This is a genomic window from Bartonella sp. CL25QHWL (assembly GCF_042195335.1).
GTDB lineage: Bacteria > Pseudomonadota > Alphaproteobacteria > Rhizobiales > Rhizobiaceae > Bartonella.
On record NZ_JBHIOE010000003.1, the window covers coordinates 105,415 to 128,608 of the forward strand.

Consider the following 23,194-nt stretch of genomic DNA (forward strand, 5'->3'; position numbering starts at 1 on the left):
AAATGAAAAACATTAAGCATGCTTCTCCATATACCATGAGACGCAAAAAACCATTAATCCACACAAAGTTAGAACACTTCCTAAAACAGCTGTATATTCATAACTATAACCCAATTTTAAAACTAATGCTCCAGATTCTGCACCAAGAGCGTTGGCAATATTAAAAGCAGACTGCATTAATGCTCCTGCCAAAATCTGTCCCTGTAGTGCAACATCCATAATTTTTGTTTGTATAGAAGGCATAGCAGCAAAAGAAGTTCCAACAAAAAAGCATCCTATTGCCGCTGTTAACGGAGCATAGGATAAAAATAAAAAAATAAAAAAAACAAATACGCTCCAAAGCATAGAAAAAAATATCATCGGCGAAATACCAATTTTAACGGCTAATTTAGGCCCCAAGAGATTTCCTACCACCATTCCCAATCCAACTAACGGCATAATAAATGGTACCAACTCAAGTGAAACACCAGAAATATGCATTAATGTTGGCTTGATATAAGTGAAAACAGAAAATAATCCTGACGCTCCCACCGACACCATCAACAAAAGAAGCCACACCTGCTTTTGCTTTAATGCACCCATTTCTTGCAAAGGATTCGTTTTTGGAAAACTTGAATCACAAGGAAAAAAATTCCAAATAAGCAAACAACATAATAAAGCGATCATCCCCACAAGGACAAAAGCAATCTGCCAACCAATAAGTTGACCAATCCAAGTAGCACTGGGTGCTCCCAAAACGGTTGCAATTGTTAAGCCAAGCATAACATATCCAACAGCTTTAGAACGTTCTTTCATTTCTACCATTGAAGAGGCAACCATAGCCGCAAGTCCAAAATAGATTCCATGGGGAAGTCCACTGAGAAAGCGTAATACTACTAATATGCTAAAATCAGAAACAAAGGCACTAGCAATATTTGCTAAGGCATAAAAAAGCATCAAGCCTATCAAAACAGTTTTGCGTGATACCTGAGCTGTTGCCACAGCTAAAAGAGGTGCTCCAATCACAACTCCTAATGCATAAGCAGAAATATATTGACCAGCGGTAGGAATATCAACATAGGAACTTCGTGCCATCTCTGGCAGTAGCCCCATTGCAACAAACTCTGCAGTACCAATAGCAAAACTGCCCACGGCAAGAGCTAAAATTATTAAACGTCGTATTCTCGAATCAATTCCCAATGCAAGAACCTTTTGTTGATAAGAATCCCTCATATCATCACTTCTGGATAGGAGTTTTAACTGTAAATATCTGTAATACACACAAACAAAAATTCAAAACATTGTTATACGCATGCCCAATAGTCCCCAATAAAGTTTTAGAAATATTTTTATATATAAAGCATTTTATGGAGTTTTAAGTAAGATTCTTTAATGGAAAATCTTTGAAAACCTCAAGATCATAGACGTATTCACCTATTTCTATCAGATCTACCAGATAATAAACTTTGTCTCCTCTTTTCAGCCGTTGAAATTTTACAGTGAAAACTTTTACAACGATATACTATACCCTATAAATAATTCTAAAATTTGCTGAATAATGCATTTCAAACAAGTGAACAATATCTCATCATTATCTTGATACAAAGATAAAACTTCTCCCCCAATTATTGTTGCTTTATTTTTGCTACCTAAATGCAGATCCCCCAAATCGATAAGCTATAATTTCAACTTTAGGCCATTCTTATAAATTATTATAGAGTCTTTTAAAAATTCTCATGATAATAGTGCTTGGTTTCTAGATTTATTAAATATCCTCTTTTAGGCATCTTTCCCCCTCCCTCACAGAGGAATCGCATCAGATATCTAACTCACTATCTGTAAATTAAAATATTCACGTAAATATATTATGATTATTTTCAGATAAATTCTATAAACAAAGCAGAAAACAAATATAATAAGTTTTGTTTCAATATATATATTGATATTTTATAATATATGATAATTATTGTGATTAATATTTAATTTTTATTACATTAAAACTATAAATTTTTAGTTTTACAATATTAATAATATTATATAAATCTATGTAAATAATATTTATATTAATATATAAAAATAATAACAATATAAAATTATAACATTTTAAATATGTAATCTTATTTTAGTTTTATTTTAATTTTCTAAAAATTTATCTGTTCGATTGTATATAATCCATTATTTACCTTTAATAATAAAAAACACAAAATATCTCATAAAAATACAATTTTCATACTTCTTTAAGAGTTCGCTAACGCCTCATTAACATTGTTGCTGTAAACAGTCATCAGAAACAGAAAAACTGTTTTTCTCCGGATCAGGTAGCGCGTACCGGAGTAACAGTTTCTGTTTTTATATAGTAATTAGAAACAGAATATGTGCCCTTATAAAACCGCACTGTTATATTTTAAGATAGTGAAATTTTATAATTTTGGAAGATGTTTCTAATTTCATATTTTTAACTAAATTTGTAAGTGCGAGAATAAATTCAATAAAAAATGAGACGTTATATTACGATTAATATTTTAGCGTCCTTGTGCCCATAGAGCACGCGTTTCAGCGCAAAAATCAGCATAACAGCCTTCCTCAATGGCATCACGAATTCCCTGCATAAGTTGTTGATAATAAAAAAGATTATTCCAAGTCAACAACATCCCCCCAAGAGATTCACCAGATTTGATCAAATGATGCAAATAAGCACAACTATAATCATGTGCTGCTGGACAAAGTGACTGTGGATCAAGAGGATGTGGATCTTCTGCATAACGCGCATTACGCAAATTAATTCTACCAAAGCGGGTAAAAGCTAAACCATGACGTCCTGCACGCGTTGGCATAACACAATCAAACATATCAACACCACGTGCAACACTTTGTAAAATATCATCAGGTGTCCCTACTCCCATAAGATAGCGTGGTTTATCCTCTGGTAAAATCGGACAAGTAGTATCCAATACTGCTGTCATAACACTCTGCGGCTCACCAACAGCAAGCCCTCCAATAGCGTAACCTTTTAAATCCATTTCTTTTAATGCTTGAGCAGAACGTTCACGCAGTTTCATATTATCACCACCTTGAACAATCCCAAACAATGCTTTATCTGGCTGATCTCCAAAAGCTGTTTTACAACGCAGCGCCCACCGCAATGAAAGTTCCATAGCTTCTTCCATTTCTTTTTCAGTTGCTGGTAATGCAATACATTGATCCAACTGCATCTGGATATCCGCACCAAGAAGTCCTTGAATTTCGATAGAACGCTCTGGACTCATTTCATAGTAAGCTCCATTAATGTAAGAGCGAAAAATCACACCTTGTTCAGTAATTTTACGGATTCCCGCCAATGACATAACCTGAAATCCACCAGAATCGGTTAAAATAGGTCCGCTCCAGCGTGAAAATTCATGTAATCCTCCCAAACGCGCAACACGTTCAGCTCCTGGACGTAACATTAAATGATAAGTATTCCCCAAAATGATATCTGCACCAAGATCACGAATTTGATCCATATACATAGCCTTAACAGTTCCTGCCGTCCCAACAGGCATAAATGCGGGTGTACGAACACATCCTCGCCCCGTTATAATTTCTCCTCGACGTGCATACCCATCTTGAGCAATTTTTCTATAATGAAATGTCTTTATCATAACTCTCGTCTTTTTGATTCCATCAATGCATATCTCTATAGAAAGAAAAAAGATATCCCCTTACGCGCATTGTCATAAGCTTTATGAATTAATTTTTGATTCGCTCAATATTGTAACCAGCATCAAAAATTAAACGAGATAAAAGAACATTTCTTGTTAAGAAATCACCATAATAAAAGTGATAATCTAACTCTAGAAAAATAGTAAAATCCTTATAATATCATACCTCAAAATACCTACGCTTATCCTTAACAGAACTGCAAAATTATTATCACAATAATTTCATCTTCACATACTTCCATAAGCAGTAACTTTGTACCCATAAAAGAAAATTTTGAACGCATTGTACAGCTCACAATATTCTTTAACTTTTACAGATAAAAATTTTTCATCTACTGGGCACAACGATCCTCACGCTTAATAAAAGTGCAAATGAACATAATCATTTATCCACTCACAATATTGAGATAGCTCTTGGCATTGGAGATAATTCACAAAAGAAATTAACGTGTAAATAAAAATACTTTAAAAAACTAAAAATGCTTTTTGTAAAGATACTCAAATACCAAAGCTCTATCGTAACATTAGAGGCTGAAAAAGCGTATGATGGTACCCGTTTGCTCCTTCACAAGCTTTAAAGATGGTGGTGCATAATATTTTATACTATTTATAGCTTTAAAACTATACATGCCATGAATGTCATCGTGGAAGTGAATGTTGATATGTACTGAGAAATGCTTCTTAAAAAAACACGTAAATATGCAACACAAGTGTATTCCGTTTGGAGCGTTCCTCTATAAAAAAACGAGAAAAATAAAAGCGTAAGTCCATGCATAATCTTCATTATTTAAAAGATATTGCGTTAGATACTTAAAAAAGTAAAGTTGAATTAAAAAGGAGATGGCAAGACTAGCCATTTATTTCACTTCTGCGCCTTTATTATATTCTTCTAAGATTAAACTGTCTTCTTATTTTAAATATTACGCCAATATATATATATAAATGCTGGTTTTCCACCTTGCTAAGAAAACTGGATGAGCGAGTAAAGCTCTTATCCGTCTTAATATGTGTTTCAAACATGCTTCTGCATTAGGATTGGATGTTGATTTACAAGCAGAAACAAAAGCACACGCTCTCTCAGGAAAGTAACATCATAAAACTATTAAGACCGACAATGGATGGAAGAGAACTGCCAAATTTTTTATAAAACACTTTGCCAAACAACAACCATAATACGACAGACTTTGCGTTTTCTTATTCTGACAAGTGTTTGTACAAATCCTTTGCGTTATATTCTTAAGGAAGATCCGATTGAAGGAAATATAAGGACAATGCTTAGCTCGAAATTATAAAAGGTAAGCGTGATACTACAAAAGAGTTTTGTGTGCCTTTATTGATCAGAAAAGAGTATTTTTTTCTTAGAAACTTACAATTAAAATCAGTATAGTTTATACTATTTTGCATCCGCAGCAATAATGGCTTTGGTAATTGAATCTGGATCTGAAACAGGTTCACCACGTTTAATTTTATCAACATTTTCCATACCTTCAACAACCTGCCCCCATATGGAATATTGACGATCAAGCCACGGAGCATCTGCAAAACAAATAAAAAACTGAGAGTTAGCAGAATTTGGATTCTGACTCCGTGCCATAGAAACTGTACCACGCTTATGAGAAAGATTTGAAAACTCTGCTGTTAAATTTGGTTTTTCTGCCCCCCCCATACCCGCACGTGATAAATTGAATTTTTCACTATCCTTCTTTCCAAATTGCACATCCCCTGTTTGCGCCATAAAACCATCAATAACGCGATGGAAAATAACATTATCATAAGCACCTTCACGTACCAATTCTTTAATACGTGCAACATGACAAGGTGCTAAATCAGCAAAAAGCTCAATAACAACTCTGCCCTTTGTTGTTTCAAGAATTAAAGTATTTTCTGGATTTTTATTCTCAGCCATATGGAAAGCTCCCTTGATTCATTTCTCAACTTGTAAAGTAGCAGCATTAATAACATCAGGATTTTTTACAGATCCATTATTATTTGTCGTACCTTTTTTTATTTTATCAACAACATCCATCCCCTTTATAACCTCTCCAACAACCGTATACTGACCGTTTAAAAAAGCAGCATCATCAAAACAAATGAAGAATTGAGAATTCGCGGAATCCGGATCTTGTGACCGTGCCATCCCAACTGTACCACGCTTAAACGGCTGTTTTGAAAACTCTGCCGGTATATTGGGATAATTTGAGCCACCCATACCAACGCGTTTCAAATCAAAATCTCTACTGCCTTTTTTTCCAAATTCTACATCACCAGTTTGTGCCATGAAATTAGGAATAACGCGATGAAACACAACATTATTATAGGCCCCCTCCTCTGTTAATCTTTTGATTTGCGCAACATGTTTTGGCGCCAAATCAGGACGCAGACGAATAATGACATCACCATCTTTGAGAGATAAACAAGAAGGCTTGCATCGCTTGCTGGTCTAGGATTACCAGCGACAGCGGACAATGAAAAAAAACAAAACACACATATCAAAACAGCAAAAATTCTACGAGACACAATTATTCTCCCCTAAAAGATTGGAATTTCGAGCTCAAAGCTTGTGCAACATTGGGCGGTACAAATGGTGTCACATCACCTCCCATAGAGGCAATTTGGCGTACCAATGTAGAAGTTATCGCACGCCCAGAAACACTTGCCGGCAAAAAAACAGTTTGCAATTCAGGAGCCATAACGCCATTCATCCCGGCCATTTGCATTTCATAATCAAGATCAGTACCATCACGCAATCCACGAATGAGAAATGAAGCACCAACTTCACGCGCCTTCTCAATGAGAAGGTTGCTAAATGAAAGAACCTGCAATCGATTAGAATCTGCACCAAACAAGTCTTTCCCGACCTGCGTAATGAAATCAACACGCTCTTCGAAGCTAAAAAGTGTTTTTTTGTCAGCCTGTATCCCTATAGCGACGACCACCTTATCAGCTAACACAAAACACCCTTTCAAAACATCAAGATGACCATTTGTAAGAGGATCAAAAGAACCCGCGTAAAGAGCAATTTTCATGACTTTACTCCTTCCTCTTAAAAATTATTTTTCTTCGCTCATATCAACTGTATCAGAATGCTTCTCACCTTCATCATCTAATGAACTCGTATCATCTTCAGGTTCAGAAATACGTTCAACCGATACGACTCTTTCACCTTTGGCTGTATTAAAAATTGTGACTCCCTTAGTTGAGCGCCCAGCAGTACGAATTCCCTCAACAGGGACACGAATAAGCTGCCCCCCATCTGATACCAACATAATTTGATCTTGCGCCTTCACCGGAAAAGCCGCTACTAATTTACCAATTTCAGCTGTTTTAGATGGATCTGTTGCGCGAATCCCCTTTCCGCCACGTCCCGAAATCCGGAACTCATAGGAAGAAGAACGTTTACCATAACCAAACTCACTCACTGTCAAAAGCATTTGTTCACGTGCATGAAGTTCTGCATAACGTTCATCTGTTAACTCTGTTTCAGCACCCCCATCTTCTTCATCAAGAGTTATAACATCTTCAACATCAGCATCTGCACCAGAAGCACGCCGTTCATTCATTACACGTTTAATATAAGCAGAACGCTCAATGGACGTCGCCTCGACATGCTCTAAAATTGTCATCGAAATGACTTTATCGCCTTTAGCTAAATTGATACCACGAACTCCCACAGAATTACGCCCAGCAAAGACCCGAACATCAACAACTGGAAAACGGATACATTGTCCATTGGCTGTTGTTAGAACAACATCATCATGTTCTGTACAGGTTTCAACAGAAAGAATTTCATCTTCTTCATCAAGTTTCATCGCAATTTTACCATTACGATTAACCTGAACGAAATCTGATAATTTATTACGACGCACAGTTCCACGTGTTGTCGCAAACATAATATCTAATGCACTCCAGCTCGCTTCATCTTCAGGCAAAGGCATAATCGTTGTAATACGCTCACCTTGTTGTAAGGGAAGCATATTGATCAAAGCCCGCCCACGCGATTGGGGTGTCCCCAGCGGCAGTCGCCAAACTTTTTCCTTATAAACAATCCCACGTGATGAAAAGAAAAGAACCGGAGTATGCGTATTGGCAACAAACAACCGCGTTACAAAATCCTCATCCTTCGTGGACATACCAGAACGCCCCTTACCACCACGTCGCTGTGCACGATAGGTATTAAGAGGCACACGCTTAATATAACCACTATGGCTTACCGTTACCACCATATCCTCTGGCGCGATCAGATCTTCACTCTCCATCTCAGCGCTACCAAAACCAAATACGGTACGTCGCGGCGTTGCAAACTCCTCACGAAGAGCACTCAACTCATCCTTAACAATACACATAATCCGCACGCGTGATGCCAAGATCTCAAGATAGTCAGCGATATCCACGCCAATTTTATTCAATTCATCAGCAATTTCATCACGCCCAAGGGCTGTCAATCGTTGCAAACGCAATTCTAAAATAGCACGCGCCTGTTCTTCAGAGAGATTATAAGTACCATCCTCATGAATAATATGACGAGGATCATCAATAAGTTTAATCAAAGGCGCAACATCCATCGCTGGCCAGCGTCGCTCCATTAACTGTGCACGTGCTGTCTGCGGATCAGGAGCTTTGCGAATAAGCGCTATAATTTCATCAATATTGGCAACAGCAAGGGCAAGACCAACCAAAACATGTGCTCGCTCACGCGCTTTACGCAAAAGATATTTTGTTCGCCGACTGACAACTTCTTCCCGAAAAGAAACAAATGCACGAAGCATATCAAGCAACGTCATCTGTTCGGGTTTTCCCCCATTCAAAGCAACCATATTACAACCAAAGGAAGTTTGCAGCGGCGTATACCGATATAATTGGTTTAAAACAACTTCCGCAACAACATCTTTCTTCAGCTCAATAACGACCCGATATCCATCACGATCAGATTCATCACGCAAATCAGAGATTCCTTCAATGCGTTTATCGCGCACCAATTCGGCCATTTTCTCAATCATCGTTGCCTTATTAACTTGATAAGGGATCTCACTCACAATAATTGCTTGTCGACCACTGCGAATCTCTTCGATCTCAACTTTAGCACGCATAATGATTGAGCCACGCCCTGTTTCATAAGCTGCACGAACACCAGAATGTCCGAGGATAATGCCCCCTGTAGGAAAATCCGGACCAGGAATAATTTCAATTATTTTATCGAGTGTGATATCGGGATTATCAATCAAAGCGATACAACCATCAACGACTTCACCAAGATTATGGGGAGGAATATTGGTTGCCATTCCCACAGCAATCCCCCCTGACCCATTAACCAAAAGATTGGGAAAACGCGCTGGCAAGACAACCGGTTCACGCTCACGCCCATCGTAATTATCCTGAAAATCAACAGTATCTTTATCAATATCAGCTAAAAGTTCTTCTGAAACTTTTTCTAAACGACACTCAGTATAGCGCATGGCCGCAGGTGGATCACCATCAACGGAACCAAAATTTCCCTGACCATCAATTAATGGATTTCTTAAAGAAAAGTCCTGCGCCATACGCACTAATGCATCGTAAATTGAAGCATCACCATGGGGATGAAATTTCCCCATAACCTCACCAACAACACCAGCAGATTTACGATACGACTTATTAAAAGAAAGCCCCATCTCATTCATAGCATGAAGGATACGTCGATGAACAGGCTTAAGACCATCACGGACATCAGGGAGTGCACGTGAAACAATCACGCTCATCGCATAATCGAGATAGGAGCGTTGCATTTCATCAATAATACTGATTGGTTCAATACCGGTTAGCACATCACGTTCTGGGTGTGGAGTAAGATCGGTCACAATTTCAAAACTTTCAAAAAAGAATCATTTCACTTTATTTATAGCGAAAAATACACCAAAATGCTAATTTCTCTCCCATGACAAAAAAGAAATTTAACAATATTTTTCAAGATGTTATTAATTTATATTTTAAATTACCAATAATAATTAACAATTTTCACTTCGCTAAACTTCAAAAATCTGAAACAAGCAAACCATAAAATGATCATAATACTGCAATTTAAAGACTCTTAAAAAGGGACATCATCATCTAATTTGTGTGAAAAACTTTCTCCCAATTGATTATTATTTTGACCAAAAGTATTTCTCTGATTTGAGTGACTATCGGCAAAGCCACCACTATAACTCCCCCCTTGACTTGCTCCTTGCTCCCCGCTCGCAGCTCCCCGCCCATCAAGCATTTGTAATTCGCCACGGTACTTTTGCAAAACAATCTCTGTTGTATAACGGTCATTTCCATTTTGATCTTGCCATTTTCGTGTCTGTAACTGCCCCTCAATATAAATTTTGCTGCCTTTTTTTAAATATTGCTCTGCAACTTTGACAAGGTTTTCATTAAAAATAACAATACTATGCCACTCAGTGCGTTCTTTTCGCTCATTTGTATTCCGATCGCGCCAACTTTCTGAAGTAGCAATACGCAGATTTGCCACTTGATCACCAGAATTCAAACGGCGGATTTCAGGATCGGCACCAAGATTACCAATCAAAATAACTTTATTAAGGCTACCAGCCATCGTATAAACTCCAAAATTTTAATTCGTAAAGTACTCTGTTCTATAACAGTTATAACCATCTTGACCTTCAATTTACATGTCGCAATTGACCATCAATATGGGTATGCTATCCTTTCTCAATACTGTATTGAGTGTAATTATACCAAAAGATGATAAAAACACATAGTTTATTCCACCACGAGAGAATAAAAAGCTGCTCATTTGTATTTTTTTCACAAAACTTATACCTTCCTTTTGCATTAAAGCAGTTAAACACATTGTAATTCTAAAAAAACAGTTTTATTCCATTTTAGGTGCTCAATTTTTGCCACATATGCCAAGGATAAAGTATGACTCATCAAAAATATATCTCCATTCGCGGTGCACGTGAGCATAACCTTAAAAATATTGATCTTGATCTGCCTCGTGACAAACTCATTGTTATAACAGGACTTTCTGGATCAGGGAAATCATCTTTAGCGTTTGATACAATTTACGCTGAAGGACAACGTCGCTATGTCGAAAGCCTTTCAGCCTATGCACGCCAATTTTTGGAAGTCATGCAAAAACCCGATGTCGACCGCATAGACGGTCTCTCTCCAGCTATCTCCATTGAACAAAAAACAACCAGTCGCAACCCTCGTTCAACGGTAGGTACCGTTACTGAAATCCACGATTACATGCGTCTTCTCTTTGCACGTATTGGTATTCCTCATTCTCCTGCAACAGGACTTCCTATTGAAAGCCAGACAGTAAGTCAAATGGTGGATCAAATTATGTCCTTACCAGAAGGAACACGAATTTTTATTATGGCACCCTTAGTGCGAGGACGAAAGGGAGAATATAAAAAAGAGCTAACAGAACTTTTAAAAAGAGGATTTCAACGCGCTAAAGTTGATGGAAAATTCTATGAAATCGCTGATATTCCACCTCTTGATAAAAAATATAAACACGACATCGATGTCGTGGTAGACCGCATTGTTGTACAGAAGGATATCACCTCTCGCTTAGCTGATAGTATAGAAACCTGTTTACAGCTAGCAAATGGGCTTGCCATAGCTGAAATGGCAGACCAACCCTTAGCACAAAAAGAAACGACAAAGGAATCTGCTCATAAATCAAAAAATGATACACACAAACGGCTCATTTTTTCAGAAAAGTTTTCCTGCCCAGTATCGGGTTTCTCTATTCCTGAAATTGAACCACGCCTTTTTTCGTTCAATAATCCTTTTGGGGCCTGTCCTCTCTGCGATGGATTGGGTATCAAAAAGGCAATGGATCCACTAAAAATTGTGCCAAATAAAAACCTTACCCTAAAGAATGGAGCCATTGCTCCTTGGGCTAAATCGGATTCACTTTATTATAGTCAAACCTTAGAAGCATTAGGAAAAGCTTACGGTTTCAAACTCACAGATCAATGGTGTGAACTCTCTAGTGAAGCACAACAGGCTATTCTCTACGGTACAAAAAGAGATGAAATTTCTTTTATCTATAAAAATAATTCTGGTTCGCATAAAATGACCCAACCCTTTGAAGGAATCATCCCTAATATGGAGAGACGCTGGAAAGAAACCGATTCTGCTTGGTCTCGAGAAGAAATCGAACGTTATATGTCTTCTTCGCCCTGCCCAGCTTGTCACGGTTATCGTTTAAAACCAGAGGCACTTGCTGTAAAAATAAACGGAATGCATATTGGGCAAATATCAGATCTTTCTATTCTAAAGGCAGATGATTGGTTTGCCAATGTTCATCAATATCTCACAGAAAAACAACGTAATATCGCCGTACGTATTTTAAAAGAAATTCGTGAACGCTTGGCTTTTTTAAATCATGTAGGATTGGAATATCTTACCTTGTCTCGAAATTCAGGAACGCTTTCAGGGGGAGAAAGCCAACGCATTCGGTTGGCATCCCAAATTGGTTCTGGTCTTACAGGTGTTCTTTATATTTTAGATGAACCATCTATCGGTTTACACCAACGCGATAATGAACGCCTTTTGGAAATGCTGCGTCATTTGCGCAATCTTGGCAATACAGTTATTGTTGTTGAACATGATGAAGATGCTATTCTCACAGCAGACTATGTTGTTGATATGGGGCCTGCCGCGGGCGTTCATGGTGGAGAAATCATAGCGCAAGGGACACCGCAGGAAATTATAGAAAATTCAGCCTCTCTCACAGGCCAATACCTTTCAGGAAAAATGGCTGTTAAAATGCCGACAAAGCGACGCAAAATATCAAAAACGAAAACACTTAAAGTCATTGGCGCCAAAGGCAATAACCTCAAAAATATCAATGCGAATATTCCTCTTGGAACCTTCACATGCATAACTGGTGTTTCTGGAGGAGGAAAATCAACATTTCTTATTGAAACGCTTTTCAAAGCAGCATCACATCATATCATGGGCTCTCATCACAGCCCTGCCAGCTATGACAAAATTGATGGATTAGAATTTCTTGATAAAGTCATTGATATCAACCAGTCCCCTATTGGACGCACCCCACGCTCTAATCCCGCAACCTATACAGGTGCTTTTACACCGATTCGTGAGTGGTTTGCTGATCTTCCAGAATCAAAAGCCCGCGGTTACAAAGCTGGGCGTTTTTCATTTAATGTTAAAGGAGGACGGTGCGAAGCATGTCAAGGCGACGGAGTCATCAAAATTGAAATGCACTTTTTACCTGATGTCTATGTTACTTGCGATGTCTGTAAAGGAAAACGCTATAACCGAGAAACACTAGAAATAAAATTCAAAGGACAGTCTATAGCCGATATTTTGGATATGACAATTGAAAAGGCAGAAGAATTTTTCCAAGCTATTCCCGCTATTCATAATAAAATGGAAACTCTCATTAAAGTAGGATTGGGTTACATAAAAGTAGGACAGCAAGCAACCACACTTTCTGGTGGGGAAGCACAACGTGTAAAACTTGCGAAAGAACTTTCTCGTAAAACAACGGGACGTACACTCTATATTTTGGATGAACCGACAACAGGTTTACATTTTCATGATATTTCCAAACTTCTTGAAGTGCTTCACGAACTAGTCGAGCAGGGCAACACAGTTATAGTCATTGAACATAACCTTGATGTTATAAAGACAGCCGACTGGATTATTGATTTAGGACCAGAAGGTGGAGATCGCGGTGGTGAAATTGTTGCAATTGGACGCCCTGAAGACATCATTAAGGTTCCCGCTTCCTATACGGGAAAATTTCTAAAAGATGTTTTACTACGCCCATCTCTCTATAATTCCAATTCTTAGAAACGCTTTTTATTGTAAAATACAGCATACTAACAAAGCCTGTACTTTTACTATTACCTGTAAACCAACACCTAATTCCAGTAGTGCAACACGTTTGAAGCAAAGACTAAAAACAATTTAGCGCTTTATAAGCTGTTTCAGTTGTCGTATTGCCAAATAAGAATGCGCGCATAATTGCATATTTATTCTCTGTTTTGTTTATACTTGAAACGACCAGACAGCCTAAACTGGGAAAAATACGAAGTTTTAAAGGTATAAATAAGTTCCTATCTTTACATCACTTCTTAATTTATCTTTATGATTTCAAAGGAATCCGCGGCAATATCTTATAATGAAGATTGCCATTGCTTCACGCTTTTATTCATCGCGTTCCTTAATGGGATCATATTCCTCACGAAGGGACAAAACGCCCCAAACGGAATATATTTGCATTGCCAATTCACACATCTGTTTTAAAGAAACATTTCTCAATGCTCCCAAGCCCATTTCACAACAGCAGCTATGAATGCTATAATGATAAACTCATTTATTGTACACCACCATTTTTACGTTTATGAAGAAGCATAATCAGCAACATCACACTCTTTTCCAATATTTATCTCCCCTACTCCCTAATATTGTAAAGCCTTTAGTGATAGAAAGCTTTCATAAAAAACATTTTATTTCTTTTTTCAAATGTTGTTACCCACACACTCGTACTATTTATGATATATAAAGGTATTGTTTTGATTGATTGACGACAAAAAGATCTAAAATGAGAAAATCCTACGCTATTAGAGTTTCTCATTTAATGTGGAAAATGTCTAATTATCCTTATAAGTAAATGTGTTATCTAAAAAAAAGAAACAAAACTCTTTTATTGTATAATTTGAATTCTTGTAAAAGAATTGTAAGGTTTTTTCCCAAAAAACAGTGTTTGACTGTATTCTACAAAAGAAACTCTCCTAAAAGAGCTTAGAGTATCATTATTTGCGACTTTTTGTGCACAAAGTATCTGTTGGACATCTTACAGTTGTCAATATAATGTGATGCAGTCTAAAAAGACAAAATAACGTTGGAGATAATTTCAGCATGAAAAAAATTGAAGCCATTATAAAACCTTTCAAACTTGATGAAGTGAAAGAAGCGCTTCAAAAAATTGGGTTACATGGTATTACAGTAACAGAAGCGAAAGGTTTTGGTCGTCAAAGGGAACATACAGAACTTTATCGTGGTACGAAATATGTTGTTGACTTTCTACCTAAAGTAAAGATTGAAATTGTTGTGTCCGATGAAAAACTGGAACAAACTGTTGATGCAATACGTAAAGCAGCTCAAACCAAACATATAGGAGATGGAAAAATATTTGTCTTTTCCATTGATGATGCAATTCGTATAGGCACGGACGAAACCGGTATCGATGCCCTTTAATAAATAACGAGAAAATTCACTTTTTTATCCACCTCAACGCCACATTAAGGAAATTGAATATGACAACCGCATCAGATATTATCAAACAGATTACAGACAACGAAATCCGTTTTGTTGATTTACGTTTTACTGATCCACGAGGAAAATTGCATCACATTACAATGGATATCGCAGAGATCAGCGAAGATACTTTTAGTGATGGTGTCATGTTTGATGGTTCTTCAATTGCTGGTTGGAAAACAATTAATGAATCTGACATGGTTTTAATGCCAGATCCAGAAACAGCACACATTGATCCTTTTTTTGCTCAATCTACTTTGGTCATATTTTGTGATGTACTTGATCCTGTTTCTGGTGAATTTTATCGTAGAGATCCTCGTTCTATCGCCAAAAGGGCTGAGGTTTATATGAAATCTTTAGGCATTGGAGATACAATCAATGTAGGTCCAGAAGCAGAGTTTTTTATCTTTGATGATGTGCGCTATAAAACGGACCCTTACAACACAGGGTTTAAACTCGATTCAAGTGAACTTCCCTCCAATGATGATACGGAATATGAAACAGGAAATCTAGGGCATCGCCCACGAATAAAGGGAGGCTACCTTCCTGTTCCGCCAATTGATTCCTGCCAAGATATGCGTTCTGAAATGCTCACAGCACTCAAGGATATGGGCGTACAGGTCGAAAAACACCATCACGAAGTAGCAGCAGGCCAACATGAATTGGGTATTCGTTTTGATACACTTGTTCGCGAGGCTGACAAGATGCAAATTTTTAAATATGTTGTACATCAAATAGCAAATAGTTATGGGAAAACAGCAACCTTCATGCCAAAACCAGTTTTTGGTGATAACGGCTCTGGAATGCATGTCCACATTTCCATTTGGAAAGATGGCAAACCCATTTTTGCAGGAAATGAATATGCCGGACTATCAGAAATCTGTCTGTTTTTTATCGGTGGTGTTATTAAGCACGCAAAAGCAATCAATGCTTTTACAAACCCATCCACAAACTCCTATAAACGTTTGGTTCCTGGTTATGAAGCTCCTGTTCTTCTTGCCTATTCAGCACGTAATCGTTCTGCATCTTGCCGTATTCCTATGAGCTCCTCACCAAATTCAAAACGCGTAGAAGTGCGTTTTCCAGACCCAACAGCAAATCCCTATTTGGCATTTGCAGCCCTTTTAATGGCTGGTCTTGATGGCATCAAAAACAAAATTCATCCCGGACATGCTATGGATAAAGATCTTTATGATCTTCCCTTAAAGGAACTTAAAGAAATCCCTACTGTTTCAGGAAGCCTGCGTGAAGCGCTTGAAGCACTTGACAAAGATCGTGGCTTTCTTAAAGCTGGCGACGTTTTTGATGATGATCAGATTAATTCCTTCATTCAAGTAAAGATGCAAGAAGTCTTGCGTTACGAAACAACACCCCATCCTGTTGAATTTGATATGTACTATTCTGTTTAAACAATCAATACGCATTCTTTTGATTTTTAAAATGGAGGCAAAAGCCTCCATTTTTGTGGATATTCTTCTCATGCAAAAGCGCAAGAGGCTTTTTGCTCATCCGCTTTTCCTTTATAATGTGTTGAATCTCTTCAAATGAATTAACAAAGGTTTCTAATGCCGCGAATTTGTTTTCTCGTTCCCGTTCTTTTATGCATTGTCTTTATCACATCAACAACTAAAGCACATACAATAACCAACCAAAAACTTACAACTCTTGAGAAAGCAACATCTGCTTATAGTAAAGCACTTAAAAATGCCGATGCAAATGCCATCTTAAATGCTATTCCTCCCCAAGTCATCAACCGCTTAACCGCCAAAAAAAATCTTAATCAATCACAATTTCTACAAATCATGAAAAGCCAAATAGAACGGTTGGCAGAAAGTTACAAGATTGAAACGATCAACATTGATCAAAAACAAAAACGTGAAGGTACCCTTGATAATGGTACCCCTTATTTTGTTATACCCGTGGAGCTTGTAACCACAACAAATGCTGGAAAAAAATGCTCTATTCAAACTGAAATTATTGCCCTACTTCACGATAACCAATGGTATTTTATCCGTGGTAATGACGAAGCGCTCTTAACCATAACCAATGAACTATTTCCTGGACTTGATAAAGTAAAAACCAATCCTCAAAAAGTCACAAAAATACTCTGAGCCAAAAGAATGCACGTAAATAAAAGATTTTCCCCTATAAACAAGTTGTAACAATTGTAGCAGCAGCCTTAAATTCAACTTTTTTATGAGCACGACGTACCATTGTTTCTTTATCTATTCCCCATTGCTCCATCATCCAATCTTCATCTAAATGGGCAATAGACCAAGCATGATCAGCATCAATGTTTCCCGCAGCAACAGCAAGAGCAATGAGAGCAGATCCCGTTAAGGTTGTCATCATATGAAGTGCAGCAAGCATATAAGCAGACTCAACGCTACGTAAATAATGACTCACAGCTTGAAGTGCTTCTGGTGATTGTTCCACATGCATCAGCCCTTCTGTCAAATAAAACCTTGCACCCAGTTTTTTTTCTGCCCAATCTAATAAAGGATCCCATTGCTCAGATTGTTTTTGCACCAACTCTTTAGGTGTCTGTGCACGATAAAAGATCATATCACATGCAACGAAACGCAATAAATCTTCAAAAACCACCTGCATATCATCAGCGATACCATCAATAACAGTATTAACCAAACGCGTCATCGGCATTTTTGCAGGATCAACAACGTGCTTTTGGTTCTCAAATTCCTGAGCAACATATTCAGCAAACACTTCTGTTGGCACATGAAAATGACGCCTTGCGGGCGTTTTTACGGGACGTTCATCCAACAAAATCGTAAAGCCGACCTCCTCACAAGCGATCTTCACTTGCTTATAAAACCGTTTTGGGTGTGATTGGCATGAAAGATTTTGAATCTTTTGAACAGAACTCTTCTTATTCAATGGTATATCAAAACGATCCAAAATCTCACGCATATTGTTTACCTCTGATCTTTTCACAAAAAAAACGACTGTTTTTTTAGGTTCTGTAGCTTCAATAAGGTTTAATCTGACCTTCTTAACGATTCCAAAGAAGAAAAAAGACCTTACCACCCCCCACTCTAATTTAAGAGTTATATTTCATGTTTCTTTTACAAACAAGACAATGATGATTGCCTTTTATATATTCAATACAATCATAATAGTAAAACAATTTTTAAAAGTATGATCTTAATTAAGAAATTAAATATATTGAGTTTTATGGCAAAGATGTTCACGCCTTACCAATTTGCTTATTATTCATCTACAATAGTATTATCAATATGAATAGATTCAAAAACGCTGCTCATCCAAAAAATGATAGAGCAGTACGGTTTACGTGTCATTCACCTTCGCTTAACCATTCCAATAATTCTCTAACATATCCAATAAATACCCTGCATAGAATTTTTCCTGCTCAATCACTCCCCTAAACGACGATGTTTTACGGCATGATAGAATAATGACAAGACAAAATTTATCGTAAATTTTCTTTCACATATACATGATTTTATAAAGCACTAAATTACTTAACGCATTGTTCTTTATATACTCTATCATATTACACTAATTTAAATTTAGTCGCATAATTAAAAGAATAGAGATCATGTAATCTGAAAATAATGCTTTTACACTTATCCCTGCAGATACTAACTGTGCAACAGCAGCACAGCGGTGGCTTAACAATCACAATAAAAATATTTTGTCCACTGACTCGAGATCCCGTATTATCTTATACGCAACTCTTGAAGAAGCATTTAATGAACTTGCTCAAAAAAAAAGATAGGTATCTCCTAAGCCGTGCTACTTACCCTGATTTGCATACACTCATATTTACCCGTTTAGGTGATATGCAATTATTTGACAGCTTTATCATGCCTACTCACTCTATGGTTTTAGCTAAACGCAATAACGCTGATGAAATTAAAACCGTAGCGACTCATCCTGCCCCACAATCTCTGGTAGCTCATCAATATGACAAAGTATTTGCCAACAGCAATGCTGATGCAGCCGTTCTTTGTAAGGCTGAAAAAGCAAGATTCTTGTATCACAACATCGGTTGCGGCAAATCGCTATAGGCTGAATATTGTCGAAAATTTTGGACAAGTGCCAATGGCCTTTTTGCTCCACTCACTAAAGTCAACTAATCATGAAAAAATCTGAAGCGCTTCTTTCCATTGTTAACTTGGTTGACAAATTCCGTATGCGCCAAGAACGAGATGGGAGCATTAAAGAACCAACTTCAGCAGATAATAATATGATCAATGAATTGATCACTCTGCTGAACCAGCATGCCAATATTCTTGACGGATTATCTCCAAAACTTTTAGCGACCATTTCTGATGATCTTCATCAGTGGATAATCAGCGGTTTAACGACCCCTCCTAAATTTGATAACACTTTGGCTGCTTTCAAAGCCCCATTACCAGATGCTCCCTTGTTTTTCTTGGCTCCAATGCGTGCAACAAATAGACCTGATCCAGAAGGATTCCGGCTGGAATTAGTTACAGGATATCGTCATGAAACGGCCTATCTTGCTGACGCCTCAAAATATACAAATAATTATGTATCACCTTTTCAATGTATAAAAATGGGAATAGCATCAAGAGGTTTTTTAGAAGGCAATTGCATTGTTCTATTCCCAGAATCTGTAGCGGCTGCTCAAAAAAAAACAAAGCAAGCATTGGCTTTGTTTTTGTTTCAGTAAATTCTTTGATATTTACAACAAGCAGACAATTTTGGAAGCTAAACGTTTACTCGGTCGAGATAGTAAATTCCTGTTCGGTCAATTGCATAGTCGTAACTTATCTAAAGAAGACATTTACGATGCTCGCTGTTTGTGGGGCTATTATCATGACTATGCACATCATACCGGACCGCGGCCATTGGATAAAAATCTGTATATAAAATTAAATTGGTTTACAGGTCTTCTAGAAGAAACTAAAGTTGATTTAATTACAGTGCGTATTATGCTACAAAATCATCCAAAATTTTGGAAAGAAATAACTGAATTTATCCTATTAGAACGCATATTTCGTTATCCAAAAGATTCTGATCAGCATATGACATTCGATGCTGGTACAGGGATCTTGCTTTTTGAAATATTGATGCGGAACAAAGCATTGATTGAAACAAATCAAGGTTATCTTCAATTTGATTTGGAGCGTCTTGAAAAAGTAATAATATTGATGATAGCAGATATAGAAGCACTTGAAGCATTAGATGATGGCGCTTATTTGGCAGGAGCTAAAGATTATATCCAAAATAATCTTGGAAAACCACAGACCTCAAAGTCACGATTTAATTTTTCAACATCATCTTATGCACAGCGAGTGATTAGAGGATTAAATCATTGAGTTTTATAAAAGGACGATTATTATTATTTACTTTTGCCATTCTAGCATTGTTTTCCATAAGTTGGTTATTATCTAAGAATTTGGTTAGCAATATACCCGTCATGCATGCGGTTGGACTTAGGTTGTTTGCCACCGCTGCCACCTTATGGCTGATTGCAATATTTCGTGAGAAAGCTGTTTTCAGATCCCTACCATTGCTTTCCATGATACCTTCTTTTTTAATTCTCTCAGTGTTAGGATTTTCGCTGTATTTTGTATGCAGTTTTGGTGCATTAAAATCACTCAAAGCCAGTGATTTAACCATGGTTCTCGCTACTATTCCAGGAATTACTTATATATTAGGTGCATTGACAAATGTCCTTAAATTCTCATGGCTGAAGTTTAGCGGAGTGATAATTGTCAGTGTAGCAGCTATAGCATTTAATATAAACAGTGGAGAAGGTGGATATTATAACCTAATAGGAATAGCTCTTGCTTTAACAGCAGCACTTTCTTACTCTGCTTATGGCTTATTGTCTAAACGTTATCTTAAAAATTTACCTTTGCTCACCTCATTGGCTTGGATCACGACAATTTCTGCAGCATCATTTATGCCATTATTTATTTTTGATCCCACTCCACTCTTATATCTTAAATTAGAAGATATATTTAAAATATTGATTTTAGGAACTGTTTGTTCGGCACCAGTTTACGTATTATACCAAAAAGTTTTAGCCGAAGGAGGCGTATTATACGCCAACACTATCGGCGTATTATCCCCTTTTGCAGTGGTTGCATGTGAATGGATAATCGGCTCGAGCCCTTCTCTCAATATTATCAAAATAATTGCTATGATTGTAGTTGTTATAGGGATGACACTCTTATTTATAGATGCATCAAAGGTATCTACATGGCAACATAAACGCCATTCTCAAAACTCCAAATTTAATGAGGAAACAAAATGAAAAAACTCGCGTTAATTTGCCAGCGCAATGCAAAATTACCATTTATATTTGAAGCAGCACAAGCAGCTAATATCGAATTAGTAATGATCTATGATACCGCTGAAAGCGTTCCCTCTCAACACCCTGCAGCAGTAACTTCAACTTGGCAACTTCCTGTTTTTGATAACCCAGAGGCAGCTCTAGACATTTTTGCAACAGGAGCAAAAGAACGCAATATTTCTGGGATTATGACCCTTCGCGAAGAAGCCATCCTATGGACAGCTTTGGCTGCAAAAAAATTAATACTCCAAGTATTGAACCAGACGTAGCAGCATTAACCCGAAATAAATATCTCATGCGTCAAGCTTTTGCTAAAGCAGGCTTAAGAACACCAGGATTCTTTTATATAGATCATCCAGAAAACCTATCACAAACACAAGCCTTGGATTATCCACTCGTTATTAAACCCGTCTCTGGATGGGCAAGTACAGGCGTAATGTTAGCTAAAAATTCCGCCGAACTTCCTGATCTCATTAAAGCCGTATGGAATGTTCAGCATAAAGACATGGCACGTTTTAATGATAAAAGTAAACCTGTAGGTTTAGTCGTAGAACAGTATTTGCCAGGAAAAGAGTTTGTCGTAGAATGCTTTGTTGATACAGCAGGTGTACACGTTCTGGCCGTTGGAGACAAGGGACAGCCTGAGGGACCATGGTTTGAAGAAACAATTTATCGTCAACGCTGTGATATAGATGATCCTTTAATTATTGCTTTATGTGAGGCTGCATGCTCTGGAGTTAAAGCTCTTGGTATAAATATAGGTGCTGCCCATGTAGAGCTACGCCTAGATGCTCATAATTTACCTTATATCATTGAGATTGGCGCTCGTATAGGTGGATCGGGTGTCTCCCATTTTATTGTTGAGCAAGGTACAGGGATTTCATTTGCAAAACTATGTATGAATGCCGCTTTAGCTGAACAAACCCCAGACCTTCCCGATATACTCCCAGCTGAAAAAGTGGCGGCAAATTATATTATTCCTCTTCGTGGTCATGGACGGTTTTCTGGATTTTTAGGTCTAGATAAGGTTGCACAGCATCCTCAAACCGCCAGAACTATCATTTTCTTTGAAACCAATCATCTTTCACCACCTCCACCAGCATTTGGTGGATATCCTGGTTTTATTTTCTCTGTTCATAACTCAAACGAAGAAGCACGCAATTACCACAAATGGCTCGATGACACCTTAAGCATCATATGGAAACACCATGTTTATCAATAGTCCGATAAAGATATTTTTACTGCCCCTGAACTTTAATATAAATCTTATCGATACAAACGAACTCACAATGCGAATGCGATTGCCTAAAACTTTGCAAACATCTTCCATTAAAGGTGCATATTTCAAAAAACAGGAATTGAGGAAGATATAATCTACTTTTACACCCCATTTTAATAAAAGCTCTTCAATGTTTCTATATTTGAAACAATAATAAAAACTTCTAAACGACTTTTTTGATACGATCAACCTCTTCTCCCCACGTCTTAAAAGAAGAAAAAAAGATCTTACCTCCCCCACTTTGATTTAAAACTTATATTTCATATCTATTTAACAAAGAAGACATGATCTTGTTCATATATTCAATACAGCCATTAGAATAATTTTTTTAAAGGATTTATCTTTATTAAGAACTGAAGATATTGAATTTGATGTTAAAAGTGTTCAAGCTTTACCACTTTTCTCATTATCCACCTACAATAATGCGATCGATACGAACAGCTTCAAAAACGCTTTTTGCAAAATTTTAAAGCATAAAAATACGCATCATCCACGAAACGATCGAGCTGTATATTGTACATATCTCCTCCTTTGCTTAACAGCAAAAGCTTTTAATCAACAGTCAATATCTCCCTGCCTTTCATGATTGATATCAGCGACCTCAAACGCCAGTACTTTACAGCATGATCGGATAATAAG

At 37.3% G+C, this 23,194-nt stretch carries 16 protein-coding genes and 2 pseudogenes; 10 read left to right on the forward strand and 8 right to left on the reverse strand.

The window, feature by feature from the left end; translation table 11 throughout:
- Positions 1-12: 12 nt before the first annotated feature.
- The 7 genes and pseudogenes from ACFILY_RS02860 to ssb all read right to left on the reverse strand — a co-directional run bounded on the left by ACFILY_RS02860 (position 13) and on the right by ssb (position 10,251).
- Positions 13-1,212, reverse strand: coding sequence for an MFS transporter (locus ACFILY_RS02860; protein WP_375631313.1), 1,200 nt, complete (start codon positions 1,210-1,212; stop codon positions 13-15).
- A 1,289-nt stretch (positions 1,213-2,501) separates the two neighbouring features.
- Positions 2,502-3,620: a tRNA guanosine(34) transglycosylase Tgt gene (gene tgt, locus ACFILY_RS02865; protein WP_273791486.1), complete on the reverse strand. Its 1,119-nt coding sequence runs from the start codon at positions 3,618-3,620 to the stop codon at positions 2,502-2,504.
- A gap of 1,453 nt (positions 3,621-5,073) precedes the next feature.
- Entirely contained in the window at positions 5,074-5,586 is a 513-nt protein-coding gene (locus ACFILY_RS02870) for a peptidylprolyl isomerase (protein WP_273791487.1), read from the reverse strand.
- A gap of 18 nt (positions 5,587-5,604) precedes the next feature.
- A pseudogene (locus ACFILY_RS02875) lies at positions 5,605-6,197 on the reverse strand (peptidylprolyl isomerase).
- Positions 6,187-6,706 (reverse strand): annotated as a pseudogene (gene coaD, locus ACFILY_RS02880) (pantetheine-phosphate adenylyltransferase). The pseudogenes ACFILY_RS02875 and coaD overlap by 11 nt, the downstream one beginning before the upstream one ends.
- Before the next feature lie 24 nt (positions 6,707-6,730).
- Complete coding sequence (gene gyrA, locus ACFILY_RS02885; protein ID WP_273791490.1) at positions 6,731-9,514, reverse strand: DNA gyrase subunit A; 2,784 nt, start codon at positions 9,512-9,514, stop codon at positions 6,731-6,733.
- 230 nt (positions 9,515-9,744) lie between these two features.
- On the reverse strand, positions 9,745-10,251 hold the full coding sequence (gene ssb, locus ACFILY_RS02890; protein ID WP_273791491.1) for a single-stranded DNA-binding protein: 507 nt from the start codon (positions 10,249-10,251) through the stop codon (positions 9,745-9,747).
- 329 nt (positions 10,252-10,580) lie between these two features.
- Between ssb and uvrA the strand changes: the two genes are divergently transcribed.
- From uvrA to ACFILY_RS02910, 4 genes are all read left to right on the forward strand, one after another.
- Positions 10,581-13,496 (forward strand): excinuclease ABC subunit UvrA, encoded by a 2,916-nt coding sequence (uvrA, locus tag ACFILY_RS02895; RefSeq protein WP_375637459.1) that lies wholly within the window; start codon positions 10,581-10,583, stop codon positions 13,494-13,496.
- Positions 13,497-14,567: 1,071 nt separating this feature from the next.
- A complete protein-coding gene (locus ACFILY_RS02900) occupies positions 14,568-14,906 on the forward strand; it encodes a P-II family nitrogen regulator (RefSeq protein ID WP_015856528.1) in 339 nt (112 codons plus the stop codon).
- A 59-nt stretch (positions 14,907-14,965) separates the two neighbouring features.
- The gene (gene glnA, locus ACFILY_RS02905) at positions 14,966-16,375 is read left to right on the forward strand and encodes a type I glutamate--ammonia ligase (protein WP_375637458.1); all 1,410 of its coding nucleotides are present in this window, start codon (positions 14,966-14,968) and stop codon (positions 16,373-16,375) included.
- A 156-nt stretch (positions 16,376-16,531) separates the two neighbouring features.
- Positions 16,532-17,077 (forward strand): hypothetical protein, encoded by a 546-nt coding sequence (locus tag ACFILY_RS02910; protein WP_375621407.1) that lies wholly within the window; start codon positions 16,532-16,534, stop codon positions 17,075-17,077.
- A 34-nt stretch (positions 17,078-17,111) separates the two neighbouring features.
- On the opposite strand, the gene ACFILY_RS02915 is transcribed toward ACFILY_RS02910, so the two are convergent.
- On the reverse strand, positions 17,112-17,894 hold the full coding sequence (locus ACFILY_RS02915) for an ATP12 family chaperone protein (protein WP_273791495.1): 783 nt from the start codon (positions 17,892-17,894) through the stop codon (positions 17,112-17,114).
- A 698-nt stretch (positions 17,895-18,592) separates the two neighbouring features.
- On the opposite strand from ACFILY_RS02915, the gene ACFILY_RS02920 reads away from it, so the two are divergent.
- From ACFILY_RS02920 to ACFILY_RS02945, 6 genes are all read left to right on the forward strand, one after another.
- Positions 18,593-19,015 (forward strand): hypothetical protein, encoded by a 423-nt coding sequence (locus ACFILY_RS02920; protein WP_375637457.1) that lies wholly within the window; start codon positions 18,593-18,595, stop codon positions 19,013-19,015.
- 71 nt (positions 19,016-19,086) lie between these two features.
- A complete protein-coding gene (locus tag ACFILY_RS02925) occupies positions 19,087-19,644 on the forward strand; it encodes a hypothetical protein (protein WP_375637456.1) in 558 nt (185 codons plus the stop codon).
- Positions 19,645-19,675: 31 nt separating this feature from the next.
- Positions 19,676-20,293 carry a DUF6421 family protein gene (locus ACFILY_RS02930; RefSeq protein ID WP_375637455.1) on the forward strand — a complete coding sequence of 206 codons (618 nt, stop codon included), beginning with the start codon at positions 19,676-19,678 and terminating at the stop codon, positions 20,291-20,293.
- Positions 20,290-21,237, forward strand: coding sequence for a DMT family transporter (locus ACFILY_RS02935; RefSeq protein WP_375637454.1), 948 nt, complete (start codon positions 20,290-20,292; stop codon positions 21,235-21,237). Before ACFILY_RS02930 ends, ACFILY_RS02935 begins: the two co-directional genes overlap by 4 nt.
- Positions 21,234-21,545, forward strand: coding sequence for a hypothetical protein (locus ACFILY_RS02940; RefSeq protein WP_375637453.1), 312 nt, complete (start codon positions 21,234-21,236; stop codon positions 21,543-21,545). The genes ACFILY_RS02935 and ACFILY_RS02940 overlap by 4 nt, the downstream gene beginning before the upstream one ends.
- Positions 21,491-22,498, forward strand: coding sequence for an acetyl-CoA carboxylase biotin carboxylase subunit family protein (locus ACFILY_RS02945; protein WP_375637452.1), 1,008 nt, complete (start codon positions 21,491-21,493; stop codon positions 22,496-22,498). The genes ACFILY_RS02940 and ACFILY_RS02945 overlap by 55 nt, the downstream gene beginning before the upstream one ends.
- Positions 22,499-23,194: the final 696 nt, after the last annotated feature.

What these genes read in the sequence shown, in the direction of transcription:
- ACFILY_RS02860 (WP_375631313.1), bottom strand. Translation starts at nt 1,212, where the DNA reads ATGAGGGATTCTTATCAACAAAAGGTTCTTGCATTGGGAATTGATTCG.
- tgt (WP_273791486.1), bottom strand. Translation starts at nt 3,620, where the DNA reads ATGATAAAGACATTTCATTATAGAAAAATTGCTCAAGATGGGTATGCA.
- ACFILY_RS02870 (WP_273791487.1), bottom strand. Translation starts at nt 5,586, where the DNA reads ATGGCTGAGAATAAAAATCCAGAAAATACTTTAATTCTTGAAACAACA.
- ssb (WP_273791491.1), bottom strand. Translation starts at nt 10,251, where the DNA reads ATGGCTGGTAGCCTTAATAAAGTTATTTTGATTGGTAATCTTGGTGCC.
- uvrA (WP_375637459.1), top strand. Translation starts at nt 10,581, where the DNA reads ATGACTCATCAAAAATATATCTCCATTCGCGGTGCACGTGAGCATAAC.
- ACFILY_RS02900 (WP_015856528.1), top strand. Translation starts at nt 14,568, where the DNA reads ATGAAAAAAATTGAAGCCATTATAAAACCTTTCAAACTTGATGAAGTG.
- glnA (WP_375637458.1), top strand. Translation starts at nt 14,966, where the DNA reads ATGACAACCGCATCAGATATTATCAAACAGATTACAGACAACGAAATC.
- ACFILY_RS02910 (WP_375621407.1), top strand. Translation starts at nt 16,532, where the DNA reads ATGCCGCGAATTTGTTTTCTCGTTCCCGTTCTTTTATGCATTGTCTTT.
- ACFILY_RS02915 (WP_273791495.1), bottom strand. Translation starts at nt 17,894, where the DNA reads ATGCGTGAGATTTTGGATCGTTTTGATATACCATTGAATAAGAAGAGT.
- ACFILY_RS02925 (WP_375637456.1), top strand. Translation starts at nt 19,087, where the DNA reads ATGAAAAAATCTGAAGCGCTTCTTTCCATTGTTAACTTGGTTGACAAA.
- ACFILY_RS02940 (WP_375637453.1), top strand. Translation starts at nt 21,234, where the DNA reads ATGAAAAAACTCGCGTTAATTTGCCAGCGCAATGCAAAATTACCATTT.
- ACFILY_RS02945 (WP_375637452.1), top strand. Translation starts at nt 21,491, where the DNA reads ATGGACAGCTTTGGCTGCAAAAAAATTAATACTCCAAGTATTGAACCA.